Annotated in this window: 7 protein-coding genes; 4 read left to right on the top strand and 3 right to left on the bottom strand. The window is 63.4% G+C overall.

Features of this window, described 5'->3' with window-relative positions:
* The first annotated feature begins 2 nt into the window (after positions 1-2).
* The 3 genes from PLANPX_RS23665 (at position 3) to PLANPX_RS23655 (ending at position 7,497) form a co-directional block, all read left to right on the top strand.
* Positions 3-2,987, top strand: a complete 2,985-nt coding sequence (locus tag PLANPX_RS23665) for a sulfatase-like hydrolase/transferase (protein WP_152101107.1) — start codon at positions 3-5, stop codon at positions 2,985-2,987.
* A gap of 272 nt (positions 2,988-3,259) precedes the next feature.
* Positions 3,260-5,950: a PSD1 and planctomycete cytochrome C domain-containing protein gene (locus PLANPX_RS23660; protein ID WP_172992290.1), complete on the top strand. Its 2,691-nt coding sequence runs from the start codon at positions 3,260-3,262 to the stop codon at positions 5,948-5,950.
* A gap of 113 nt (positions 5,951-6,063) precedes the next feature.
* Positions 6,064-7,497, top strand: coding sequence for a DUF1501 domain-containing protein (locus PLANPX_RS23655; protein WP_152101105.1), 1,434 nt, complete (start codon positions 6,064-6,066; stop codon positions 7,495-7,497).
* Between the two features lie 390 nt (positions 7,498-7,887).
* Here PLANPX_RS23655 and PLANPX_RS23650 read toward each other — a convergent pair whose 3' ends face one another.
* The 3 genes from PLANPX_RS23650 to PLANPX_RS23640 all read right to left on the bottom strand — a co-directional run bounded on the left by PLANPX_RS23650 (position 7,888) and on the right by PLANPX_RS23640 (position 11,033).
* Positions 7,888-9,435, bottom strand: coding sequence for a dockerin type I domain-containing protein (locus tag PLANPX_RS23650; RefSeq protein ID WP_172992289.1), 1,548 nt, complete (start codon positions 9,433-9,435; stop codon positions 7,888-7,890).
* Positions 9,436-9,526: 91 nt separating this feature from the next.
* Positions 9,527-9,931, bottom strand: a complete 405-nt coding sequence (locus tag PLANPX_RS23645) for a carboxypeptidase-like regulatory domain-containing protein (RefSeq protein WP_152101103.1) — start codon at positions 9,929-9,931, stop codon at positions 9,527-9,529.
* Positions 9,932-9,956: 25 nt separating this feature from the next.
* The gene (locus PLANPX_RS23640) at positions 9,957-11,033 is read right to left on the bottom strand and encodes a DUF1559 domain-containing protein (protein WP_152101102.1); all 1,077 of its coding nucleotides are present in this window, start codon (positions 11,031-11,033) and stop codon (positions 9,957-9,959) included.
* An 872-nt stretch (positions 11,034-11,905) separates the two neighbouring features.
* On the opposite strand from PLANPX_RS23640, the gene PLANPX_RS23635 reads away from it, so the two are divergent.
* A complete protein-coding gene (locus PLANPX_RS23635; RefSeq protein ID WP_152101101.1) occupies positions 11,906-12,832 on the top strand; it encodes a hypothetical protein in 927 nt (308 codons plus the stop codon).
* Positions 12,833-13,019 lie beyond the last annotated feature (187 nt).

Here is a 13,019-nt window from a genome sequence, read left to right as displayed (position 1 = left end):
CCATGCCGTCGTTGAATCCCGCCAAACGCACGAAGTCTCAGGGGCCGACGTGGCGGACTTTGCGGTTTCGACTCGCCGTCTGGAACGCCATCGTCGTCATTATCACGGCGCTGGTGACGCTGATCGGCCTGCGCCAAGGAGTGCGCTGGGCGCTCGTGCACGAACTCGACCAGGTGCTCATCGACGATGCGCATGAAATTGTGCTTTCGATCAACTCGGTGCATCACGGCAATTTGGAGTCGCTGAAGACCGACCTGGAGCGCATGGCGCAAAGCCACGAGCATCGTGGTTGGTATGTGAAGCTGGTCGACGATCGCGGCGATCAGCTATGGGCGACTCAAGATGCGCGTCCGCGATTGCCGCGGCCCAATATCGATGAGGATGCAACTCCGGTGACTTTTGAGGGGTATCGCATCGTGCAGATGCGGGCTCCCCATGCGATCGACGGCGTGGCCGGCATCCGCGTCGGCGCCACGCTCGATCGCATCAACGAGGACATGGCGCGGATCGATCGCTGGGTGTTGCTGGCCGCCGCCGCGGTGCTGTTGGCGGCGCCGATTGGCGGGTACTGGCTTGCGTCTCGCGCCGTGCACACCTTGGGCGAGATCATCACCACCGCCGCGAGATTGCGCCCCAACCACCTCGAAGAACGCTTGATCATTCGCGGCTCAGGCGACGAACTCGATCAGCTTGCCGAGACGATCAACAGCCTCCTCGATCGTATTGCTGCGTACTTGAACGTAAAACGCGACTTCTTGGCGAACGCGGCGCATGAACTGCGGACGCCGCTTGCCGCGATTCGGAGTTCGGTCGAAGTCGCCCTCAACGGCGCTCGCTCTCCCGAGGAATACGAAGACCTGATGGTCGATGTGATCGAAGAGTGCGGCGCGCTCGAAGCGCTCGTCAATCAGTTGCTGCTGCTGTCCGAAACCGAGGCGGAGCTTCCGGTGGCTCAGTTTCAACGCGTTGATTTGAACGACCTGACTTTCAAAGCAGTCGACATGTTCTCTGGCGTTGCGGAAGCTCGCGGGGTGAAACTGCGCGTCGGCCGCGTCGACTACGCGCTGGTCGAAGGGAACCGCAACCATCTCCGGCAGGTGCTCAACAACCTGCTCGACAACGCCGTGAAGTACACTCCTGCCGGCGGCGAGGTGACAGTCGAGGCGATCGTCGACGGGACGAGCGTGCGGCTCAGCATTGCGGACACGGGAACCGGCATCTCGAACGAAGAGCAGCAGCACATTTTTCAACGATTTTTCCGCGCGGAATCGGCTCGCACGCGCAGCCCCGGCGTCGGCGGCACGGGGTTGGGGCTTAGCATCTGTCAGTCGGTGGTTCATAATCACGGCGGCGAGATTGCGTTCAACAGCGTGATCGATCGGGGCACGACCTTCACGGTGACGTTGCCGCTCGCCGATAGTGCGACCACTGAAGAGAGTCCCTTCCAAGGCAGCGGCATGACACGCGTCGTTTCGATTCTGTTCGGTCTGTCCGCTATACTGATCAACGTAGCGCCGCTGCAGGCCGCGGAGCCGGCCGGCGTCGCGCGCCCTAACATCGTGTTGATTTACGCCGACGATCTCGGCTACGGCGACGTCTCGATCAACGGCGGCAAGATTCCGACGCCGAACATCGACAAGCTCGCCCAGCAAGGGCTTGCGTTTCGCGACGCGCACTCCTCGGCGCCAACCTGTACGCCGTCACGGTTCGCGTTGCTGACGGGGCAGTATGCGTTTCGCCAGGAAGGGACCGGCATCTTGCCCGGCGATGCGAACCTCATTATCAAGCCTGGTACGCCAACGATCGCGAGCTTGCTGCAGAGCGTCGGCTACAAGACTGGCGTGATCGGCAAGTGGCATCTCGGGCTCGGCGAAGGGAAGGTGAACTGGAATGAGCCGATCAAACCAAGTCCCGAGCAAATTGGCTTCGACGAACATTTTATCATTGCCGCCACGGGCGATCGTGTGCCTTGCGTTTACGTTTCCGGCGGTCGCGTCGTCGATCTCGATCCGGCCGATCCGATCGAAGTGAGCTATGCCGAGAGAATCGACCTGTCCCCGTCGGGCGCCGAGCAGCCGGAAAAGCTGAAGCAGCGCTGGTCGCATGGGCACGATCAGTCGATCGTCAACGGCATCTCCCGCATCGGTTGGATGACCGGCGGCGAGCAGGCTCGGTGGATCGACGAGGAGATGGCCGACGTGATCGCAGGGCAGGGCGTCGACTTTATCGAGCGGCATCATGCCGAGCCGTTTTTCCTGTTCTTCGCCACGCAAGACATCCATGTACCGCGCGTGCCTCACTCGCGCTTCGCAGGCAAGAGCGGCCACGGCCTCCGCGGCGATGCGATCATGCAACTCGATTGGACCGTAGGCCAAGTGCTCGACTCGCTCGAGAAGCACAACCTCGCCGACAACACGCTCGTGATCTTCAGCTCCGACAACGGGCCGGTGCTCGACGACGGTTACGTCGACCAAGCGAACGAGTTGCTCGGCGAGCACGATCCTAATGGACCGTACCGTGCCGGGAAGTACTCGGCGTTCGAAGGGGGAACCCGCGTGCCGTTCTTCGTTCGCTGGCCCGCCCGCGTGCCGGCCGGCGGGACGACCGGCGCGCTGTTTGGGCAGGTCGACCTCGCGGCAACGCTGTCGGCGCTTGCCGGCGCGAAGATTCCGACCGGTGCTTGCCAAGACAGCCGCGACGAACTCGACGCGCTGCTCGGCGAGGATAAGACCGGCCGGCCGCATCTGGTGCATGAAGGCCGCGATCCGCACTCGCTGCGGATGGGACCTTGGAAGTTCGTCCCTGCGGGACCGTCGCGCGACAGCCTCAACCCTGGGCCGCCGACGAAGGTTGCCAAAAAGGGCGCGCTCTACAACCTCTCCGCCGAGTTCGACGAGACGACGAACCTCGTCAACAAGCATCCGGAGCAGGCCGCAACGATGAGAAAGAAGTTACGAGCAATCGCAACGTCTCCAGACCGCTCTTAGCGGTTCGCGGCTTCGCTAATTGCTCTAGTTTCACGCTGCTCCTTGGCGGGCGGCGAGCTACTGGTCCGCGCATCTTGTTACCGAAGTCGTTGTCTAATGCGGCATTGCAGCGATTTACTCATCGCTCGCTTGGCTCGAACGAACAGGCGCCGTCGCAAAAGGCGATCGCGTCCGCACCGCATCGCGGGTGTAGCTGGCTGCCCGTCGGTATATAATGACCGGGCCCGCAGGGCGCGAGGTGAGACCGTTCAAACCCCGAGGCAATGATCGCCATGCGGGATGCGTTGCGACGATTGAGGAATACTCATGTTGCGCGGAAGCTTTGGCGCCGCGCTCCGGTATCGTTGCTGGCTCTCTCGCTGTCGTCACTGCTGGCTGTCTCCTTCGCTCGCGCCGATGAGGCCGCGCTCGACCCCGCGGCGGTCGAATTCTTCGAAACCCGCATCCGCCCCGTGCTGGTCGAGCATTGCTACTCGTGCCACTCCGCTGCGGCCGGTTCGCCGAAGGGCGACTTCCGGCTCGACTCGGCCGAGCATCTCCGCAACGGCGGCCCCGGCGGCGCGGTGATTGAACCCGGCAATCCGGCCGAGAGCACGCTCATCTCGGCGCTCAAGTACGAATCGTACGAGATGCCGCCGTCGGGCAAGCTCTCCGACGAGATCATTGCCGACTTCGAACAATGGGTGGCGATGGGCGCCCCCGACCCGCGCAATGAAGCGGCCACTGCCGACGAGGCGCCGACGGTCGACCCGCGCAATCATTGGTCGCTCAAGGCCCCGCAAAAAGTCGCGGCGCCCGCAGTCGCCGATCGCGCGTGGACGCGCACGGTGATTGATGCGTTCATCCTCGCGCGGCTCGAAGCGGCGAATGTCAAACCATCGCCCGCCGCCGATCCGCGAACGCTACTCCGTCGGCTCCACTTCGATCTCACTGGTCTGCCGCCAACCGCCGCCGAGTTGGAGCAATTCGCCGCTAACTCCAGCGACGCCGAGTACGAACAAGCCGTCGACCGGCTGCTCGCGTCGCCGCAGTTCGGCGAACGCTGGGGCCGCTACTGGCTCGACGTCGCCCGCTACGCCGACACAAAGGGCTACTGCTTTCAAGAAGACCGCAATTACCCGAACGCCTTCAAGTACCGCGATTGGGTGATCAGCGCGTTCAACGGCGATATGCCGTTCGACCGGTTCGTCGTCAATCAGATTGCCGCCGACCAGTCGGGTGATCCGAACGCCGCGGCCGCGAGCGGGTTCCTCACGCTCGGCCGGCGATTCCTCAACGATTCCCAACTAATCAACGACGATCGCATCGACTTGATGACCCGCGGGCTGATGGGGCTGAGCGTTGCGTGCGCTCGCTGCCACGATCACAAGTACGATGCGATTCCGACGGCCGACTACTATTCGCTCTACGGCGTGCTGGCGAGTTGCACCGAAACGCCGCGCGACGATCTGCCCGCGGCCATGGCCGACGCCCCGCAACCGGCGACGCAGCACATCTTCCTCCGCGGCAACAACGGGTCGCCGGGGCCGGAGGTGACACGGCACTTCCTCAGTTGCTTTGCCGAAGGCGAGCCGCAGCCATTTCAAAACGGCAGCGGCCGTCTGGAACTCGCCAACGCGATCGCCAGCCGCAACAACCCGCTCACCGCTCGCGTGTGGGTGAACCGCGTGTGGGGCAGGCTGATCGGCCGCGGCATCGTGGCGACGCCGAGCGACTTCGGCGTTCGCGGCGAGGCGCCGACGCACCCCGAACTGCTCGATTGGCTCGCGGTCACGTTCATGGATGAGTCGTGGTCGACGAAGCGGCTCATCCGCCGCATCGTGACGTCGAACGTCTACCGCCAGTCAAGCGCCCCGCGGCCCGATTGCCACGAGGTCGACCCGACGAACGCGCTGTTGGCCCGCATGAATCGCCGCCGACTCGACATGGAATCGCTTCGCGACGGCTTGCTGCAGGCAGCTGGCCGGCTCGACGTGACGATGGGCGGTCCGTCGGTGCAGCTCACGACCGCTCCTTATTCGAATCGCCGCGCGATCTACGGCTTCATCGAACGCCAGAACCTGCCGGCGTTCTTCCGCACATTCGACTTCGCGAATCCGAACACCCCCGCCGCGGCCCGTCCGCAAACGGCGTCGCCGAGCCAAGCGTTGTTCATGCTCAACAGCCCGTTCGCGATCGAGCAAGCGCGGGGCCTTGCCGAGCGGAGCGCCGCCGTGCCGGAGAACTCGCCGCCGCTGGCCGACACCGATCGCGTTTCGCAGCTCTATCAATTCGCGCTCGGACGCAAGCCAAGCGTCGAGGAAATCGCCGAGGCCGCCACGTTCGTCGCCGCCGGCGCCCAGGCCGATGCGGCCGCGCAGGTCGCCTCTCAGCCGCGGTGGCAGTATGGCTACGGCACGTACGATCCGCTGAGCGACCGCGCCGACTTCCATCAGTTCCCGCACTTCGCGAACGGAACTTGGAACGGCGGCGAAGCATTTCCCGAAGTCGAGGCCGGCTGGGCGATGCTCAACGTCCAAGGCGGGCATCCCGGCGACGCAACGCACGCCGCGATCCGCCGCTTCACCGTCCCCGCCGCCGGCACGCTGCGGATCGAAGGCGAACTGCAGCGGCACGCCGCCGAAGGTAACGGCGTGCTGGGGCGCATCGTCTCCAGCGCTCGCGGCCGCGTTGGCGAGTGGCATGTGCCGACCGGCGGCAGCGCAACGAGCGTGGAATCATTCCCCGTCAGCGCGGGCGACACGATCGACCTGATCGTCGATTCGATCGAAAACAATCACCACCACGACACGTTCTTCTGGCGAGCGAATATTACTCTCACCCGCGAAGACGGCTCAGTGGAAGCTTGGAACACGCTCGACGGCATCGACGGCCCGCGCACCGCCGCGCCGGCGCCGCTCGACCGCTGGTCGCAACTGGCGCAGGTGCTGTTGATGTGTAATGAGTTTGCGTTTGTGGATTGAGGTAAAGGATTTCTCTCGCGAAGGCGCAAAGAAGAGAGCCAATAACTGCATTTCCTTTGCGACTTCGCGCCTTTGCGTGAGATCTGCATTGTTTGAATCAGAGAGTCGGAACCATGCCCCACCAACCTCGCCCGGAACATCTCGCTCTCACTCGTCGCGAGTTGCTGCAGCGTTGCGGCATGGGCCTCGGCGCGCTCAGCCTCGGCAGCATGCTGGCCGGCGAAGCGTCTTCCGCTGAAATCGCCAACCCGCTCCTGCCGCGGGTCGCGCACTTCCCGGCGAAGGCGAAGCACGTCATTCATCTCTTCATGAACGGCGGCCCCTCGCACATCGACACGTTCGATCCGAAGCCGCTGCTCAACAAATACGCCGGCCAGAACCTGCCGACGCAAAATCTCGCTACTGAACGTCCCACCGGCGCCGCCCTCGGCTCGCCGTTCAAGTTCAAGAAGTACGGCCAGAGCGGCATTGAAGTCAGTGAGATCTTTGCGAAGACTGCCGAGTCGATCGACGACATCGCCGTCATCCGCTCGATGCACGCCGACGTGCCGAATCACGAGCCGTCGCTGATGCTAATGAACTGCGGCGACGCTCGGCAGATTCGCCCCAGCCTCGGCTCGTGGGTTTGCTACGGCCTCGGCTCGCAGAATCAAAACCTGCCGGCGTTCGTCGCGATGTGCCCCAACGGCTATCCGATTCAGGAAACACAGAACTGGCAATCGGGCTTCTTGCCCGGGGCGTTCGAAGGCGCTTACCTCGACACGCAGCACACGGCAATCGAGCAGCTGATCGAAAACATCCGAAACGAGGCGATCTCGCTGCCGCGGCAACGCGAGCAACTCGATTTGCTCGCGAAGCTCAATCTCCGCCATCAGCAGGCTCGTCAGGACGACGCCGCGCTCGAGTCCCGCATTCAGTCGTACGAACTTGGTTTCCGCATGCAAACCGAGGCGGCCGAGGCGTTCGACGTCAGCCGCGAGCCGCAGTACATCCGCGACATGTACGGCCCCGGCACGCAGGCGCGGCAAATCCTCATCGCCCGTCGGCTCGTCGAGCGCGGCGTCCGCTTCGTGCAGGTGTGGCACGGCGAGGGTCAGCCGTGGGACAGCCACGACGACCTCGAGATCATCCACCGCAAGCTCGCCGGCGAGTGCGACCAGGCGATCGGCGCCCTCTTGGTCGACCTGAAGCAGCGCGGCTTACTCGATGAGACGCTCGTCATTTGGGGCGGCGAGTTTGGGCGCACGCCGTCGGTCGAACTACCGACGGCCGGCGCCAACCAAGGCAAGGTCAACGGCCGCGATCACAATCATTACGGCTTCACCACCTGGCTCGCCGGCGGCGGCGTGAAGGGGGGCCAAGTTTACGGCGCCACCGACGACTTCGGTTTCAAAGCGGTGGAGAACCGCGTCCACGTCCACGACCTGCACGCGACGATCTTGCACCTGCTCGGCTTCGACCACGAACGCCTCACCTACCGCCACGCCGGCCGCGACTTCCGCCTCACCGACGTCCACGGCCAAGTGGTCAAGCAACTGATTGCCTGACCCAGCCGCGGGGCAACGCCCCCGCCGGAGCGACTTTTACAACGGCCTGCGGCTAAGAGCGAAAGGCGGAACCGCAGATGAACGCAGATTGTTAGTTGAAACGTAACCAGCAATTTTCATCTGGATGGTCTGCGTCCATTCGCGTTCCTCTGCGGTTAGTTCTTTTGAAGAGGTGTGCGATTTGTGGCCGCCTTGCGCGGAGTGGTTTGTCGATCGAGGTTGGACAGGATCACAGGATTTCGCAGGATTCACTGGATTTTAGAGGAGAGTGAGCGGTTGAATGACCGCAGCTCAATCAAGTTCGTCTTCTCAGCGACAGCAATGAATGACAAATCTTGTCGATCCCCCCAAATCCTGTTATCCTGTCCAGTCTTCAATCAGCGCCGCCAACTAAGCCGTGCGGCGACGCACTGCGAGCAGCCCGCACATCGCTACGAACGCCAGGGCCATCGTCGCCGGCTCAGGGATCGCACTAACGGCGGCGACGCCGGGCGCTGGGCCGCCGAACTGGCTCTTCCAGATCGTGAGATCGGCCGCGTCGACCGCGCCGTTGCCGTTCGCGTCGCCGGTTCCGTTGTTCGTCCCCGAGCCGAACCCGCGCTGCCAAATCAAAAAGTCCTTGCCGTCCACCGTGCCGTCGTTGTTGAAGTCGGCGTCGTCGACGGCGAGCGTTTCGGAACTGAGGCCCACGAGCACGACGTCGGTCCCGCCGCTGCCCGCGACGGCCGCCACCGAGCCGGCGACGGGATCGGTCCAGGTGATGTCGCCCGTGTAGCTGATCGTCCAATTGTACTTCGTGTTGCCGAACGTCGCCGAAACGGTGTCGCCCTGGCGATAGTGGACGGAGCCGGCGGCGTTCGAGAAGACGCGATCATCGTTGAAGACGGCGTCGCCGTCCAAGTCGCCAGTGCCGTTGATGATGCCGCTGAACGTGCCGCCAAAGTTGACGTCGAACAGCCCGAGATTCTGCGGCACGCCCGCCGTGAGCATCGGCGCTGAGTCGAGTACAAGTTCGAGTCGCGAGGAGCGCGTACCGATGCTGTCCGCATCGAGGCCGTTGTTGATAGTGAGGTTGCGATCGACCTGAATCGGCCGAGTGCCGCCGTTTTCGAAGTGGAACTCGACCGTCGCGACGCCCGTGGTAATGCCGTCGCCGTTGTTGCCGTCGGCGGCGAGCGTGAAGTCGAACGTGCGGACATGCCCTGCCGTGCTGGGGTTGTGCATGATGAACCGGCCCTTGCCGCCGGTGCCGTTGGTCGAGCTGCCAGCCGAGAGGCGAATCCCCTGCGTGCCGCCCGCCTGCTGCACTTCGAGGACGCCGCCGCGGTAATCGTAGGTGCCGTTGCCCCAACCGGAGGTTTCGCGCTGGCCAAGGTCGAGCGTCGCCGTCGGCAGCCGCAGCGAACCGCCCGTCTGCACAATCTTGCCGAGGTTCGCCGCTTCGGCAGTGCTCCCCGAGCGGCCGATGATCGTCGTGCTCTCGATGACGAGATCGCCGCTCTTGATGGTGAGGATGTTCGTGTTGGTTTGATTGCGAGTGATGTAGAGGCGGTAGATCGTCTCCGGGCCGTAGTCGCGCATGACGCCGGGCGTCGACACGAGCGGCGAGCCGGTGGGGAACGTCACGGAACTGGCGGAGGTGAAGAAGGGATCGTTCGCGGGATCGTAGACGACGCCCTCGCCGGTGAGATTCCAGGCGCCAGTGGTGCCGATGTTGATTTGCGTATCGCCGCTGGCGATCGGATCAATCGGCGGCAGGACGTTATTGGCGTTGCTGTTGGCGTTCCAGTTGACGGGATCAAACCACCACTGCGTGTTGGCTTGGCCGTCCCAGGTGATGGCGGCGTGGGCCGCAGGAGCCGACGACAACACGACGAATAGCCCGGCGGCGAACAATCCAGAAAGCTTCGTCGACGGCGAGGCTTGGTGCGAAAGCATGCGTGATGTCTCCGGACGATAAGATGGCGTTGATGAGAGGCAACCGAGCGGTCTGCTGCGAGGCCAGCGAGCCGCCGATCGGAGGTGATTTTTATGTTGGGTCGAGTTGCAGAATGAGTTCCTGCGATTCGCCCGCGGCGACGGTGAGCGCAATGCCCGACGCCGTTCGTTTCGCATAGCGTGCGGGAATCGTGGCCGGCAACTGTCCCATATCGCCGCGTTCTTCCGTGATAGTGACGTAGTATTCGCCAGGTTCGATACCTTCGTCGGCGGTGGCTCCGCCTAGCTGGAAGGCGCCGTCGGCATCAGTGACGCCGCGAGCCCACTTGCCAGTCGCGTCGGAGCGTACGGTGACGGTCGCGCCGATGAGTGGCGAACCATCGGCGCGAGTAATTCGCCCGCCGACGGATGTGCGGAGCGAATCGCCGCAGCCCGCGCACAGCATCAGCGCGACTGCGAGCGACGGCACTCGGTGCTTTAACAGGCTCCAGAACATCAATCGCCTTCGCTCAGCAAGAACACTACGGCCGGCAGCTTGTCGCTGTGCCGTTCAGAGCGTACAGATCGTCGCCGGCCCGCGTTGCCATGCGGTCAAGCACGGGCAAGTCGGTTTCTTTGGAAATCGATTGCACGCTGCCATCGCACATGACGAAAAGCACGATGCCGGAGTGAACGCCGCCGAAGCCGTTGTCGCCTCCCTCGGCTTTATTCAATTCGCACTTTTGACAAAAGCCGCGACCTTCGCCGAGCATGATGGCTGCATTGTGGTCGCCATTAAAGGCGTGGCCCGCTTCCGAAGCGTAACGGCCGACCTCGCCGCCTAGCACCGTGAGCGACGTCCCGTCGGTAACGCTCTTGAGCGCGGTCATTGCTTTGAAGCCGATCACGCCTCGATTGCCGGCGCCGCCAAAGCGGACTTTGCTTCGGTCGCACTGCGGGATGGCACCGTCGGCATAATGGCCCATGCCGCCGTCGAAGTCGGTGACTTGAATCTGCGTTCCCGCATCATTCGTGGCGAATACTGGGCAGGTCGAACCAAGCACTCCGCGGTAGTCTGCCAGCGCGCCAGAGTAGCCAACCGTCGTTCCGGGGATTTCTGGATCGCCGCGAACGTGAGAGTGTCCGTCCTGTGGAATCTCCGGGACCAAGATCGCGCGATTTTCGTGCGACTGCGACGGGCAGTAGTAAGCTTCGACGCTCGCATTCCGCGTGGCGAGCGTTTGGTCGTAGTAGCAGCCGAGCTGCGGGTTCCACAGCTTCTTGACGCTCGCTTGCTCCATGTAGTCGAGGATCAACGCCAGCCACGTCTGCTGGCCATCCGCCACGCGCGACGGCGGCAGTTCTCGCCGCGAGTCGTGGTAGTTTTGCGTTGCCAAGCCGACTTGCTTGAGATTGTTCTGGCACTGCGTCCGCCGCGCGGCTTCGCGGGCGGCTTGCACGGCCGGGAGTAGCAGCGCCACCAGCACGCCGATGATCGCGATGACGACGAGCAGCTCGACCAGCGTGAAGGCTCGCGCCGCGACGGCGCATCGTGCCCGCCGAACTTGAGGGGGCTTGCCGCCACCGGTGGCAGTTGGCGCCGGTGCAGATTGGTTCATGGAAATCCTCTGCGCTGAACAGGCTCCCAGCGCACTGGCGAATCGCCGCGAGGTCGCGACGGCCGCGCGGCAAGGAGTTAGTGAGTCGAGCGATCTTCGGCTACGACAACAACGAGCAAGTCGGAATCGACGAACAATGGGAAAAGGATTGATCGGGCGTCGAGCTTGTTAAGTCGGGCTTGTTAAGCTGCGGCCCGTTCAATCGCGTGCATCATGCAATCTAATCAGCGAGCAACGACACGCCACCGAGGGCTTGCCGCCGCCGTGATTGATCTTCGCTGCGACGCCGTTTGCGGTCTAGTGTCATTTATTGCAACATTGGTCCGAAATTACGCACGGCCAAACGCTGTCGTCTGCGTCGTCAATCAGCGAATCGAGCAACGCGAGGATGAGGTTTCGCAAATGTTTTCCGCGGAGGAGTCGAGTCGACTGCGGGCAGGCAAGCGAAGTGGCTCAGTCGGCTTCGCTAGTGCGCGGCTGAAATGTCGAGAATTTCGCCACGAAGCGCCCGCGATCGAGGCGTCACGCGCTGTTGTCGGCAGCTCGGGGCGAGAGCGTCGCGATAGCTAATTACCTCAAAAATAAGATTGGACGGTGCGGAACTTCTATTTCGCGACGTAATTGCCGGGGCGTTGCGTCTTTTCGGAATAACATTGCAACATTGGCTACTTGGATGCAGAGATCCCGCGAATAGACTAAACCCTGCAGTCGCCGGTGCGGACATTGCTTCTCTAACTTTTCTGCGGCGGTCTTGTAGATCGCGGTCTTGCAGCACCTCGACGCTCGGCATGACGCGAGCCTCGGGACTTCAAGTCGCGCCGTCGGTTCGCACTCGGCATCTCCTTGGTTTCTCATCTCTGGGAGGGACGCTCATGCACGTTACGACTTGGCGACTCGCTGCGGCGGGTTGTCTGCTTGTTGGCTTCTCGTCGGTAGCCAATGCCGCGATTCTGGTGAACGACCGTTGGGCCGACGGGACCGACTCGGACCCCGCTTCGCCCACTTATTCTGAAATGGGCGTCGACGGCGACGCCGACACCGATCTCGAATCGGCCTGGTTCCAAGGGGGCGGCGGTACGCTTGATCCCACGGGCGCCGGCGGGCCGTTGGCAGGTTCCGTTTCGACTGGATCGTCGTCGTGGACCACCTATTTCACGCCCGAAGCCTCGCCGGTGACGCTGGCCAATACGGGCGATTCGCTGCGGGTTACTTGGACGTTCACGCCGCGCACGGTGAACGCCGGCAATACGAGCCAGGATTTCCGGCTTGCCGTCGTCGATAGCCCCGCCGCGACGCGACTGGCTGCGAATGGCGCCCCCGGTTCGGGAACCTATTCCGGTTACAGCATGTTCATGAACATGGGGCCGACGCTCGGCAACAGCAATCCCTTCCAGCTCCGCGAGCACGACGGCAACGGCGCCCTCCTGAGCGGCAGCGGCGATTGGCTCGCCCTGGCCAACGGCGTCGCCACCGGCGCGACTGGCTACGCGAGCGACACGCAGTACACCTATGTGATGACGCTCACCCGCAACGCATCAAGCGGCCTCGACATCGTCAGCACGATGAGCGGCGGCAGCATCGGCGGCGCTGGCACGGCGACGGTCAGCTTCACCGATACGACGCCGAGCTTCACGTTCGACACGTTCACGTTGCGGCCATCGAGCGCGAGCGGCACGGCGGCGCAATTCGATACGAGTCTCTTTCGCGTAGAAGTGACCGCGGCAGTGCCGGAACCGGCGACGCTGAGCCTGTGCGGAATCGCGGCGTTGGCTGCGTTGGCGGTGGGACGGCGCAAGTAAGAGCGAAGGGGGGGGAGGCGGCCTCGACTACTTTGGAAGTTCCAACTCTCCCCCTGAAGGGGACAGGATTACGTATCGGATGTCAGCCCCGGAGGGGGCGATATGCTGTAGCCAGGGGCGCGAGCCCCTGGTTCGAAGCTCCTGATGATTCAGAGCCCCGTGAGGGGCGACACAATTCCCCAAAGCT

Source organism: Lacipirellula parvula (genome assembly GCF_009177095.1).
Classification (GTDB): domain Bacteria; phylum Planctomycetota; class Planctomycetia; order Pirellulales; family Lacipirellulaceae; genus Lacipirellula; species Lacipirellula parvula.
This window is presented reverse-complemented; position numbering and strand designations above follow the sequence as displayed.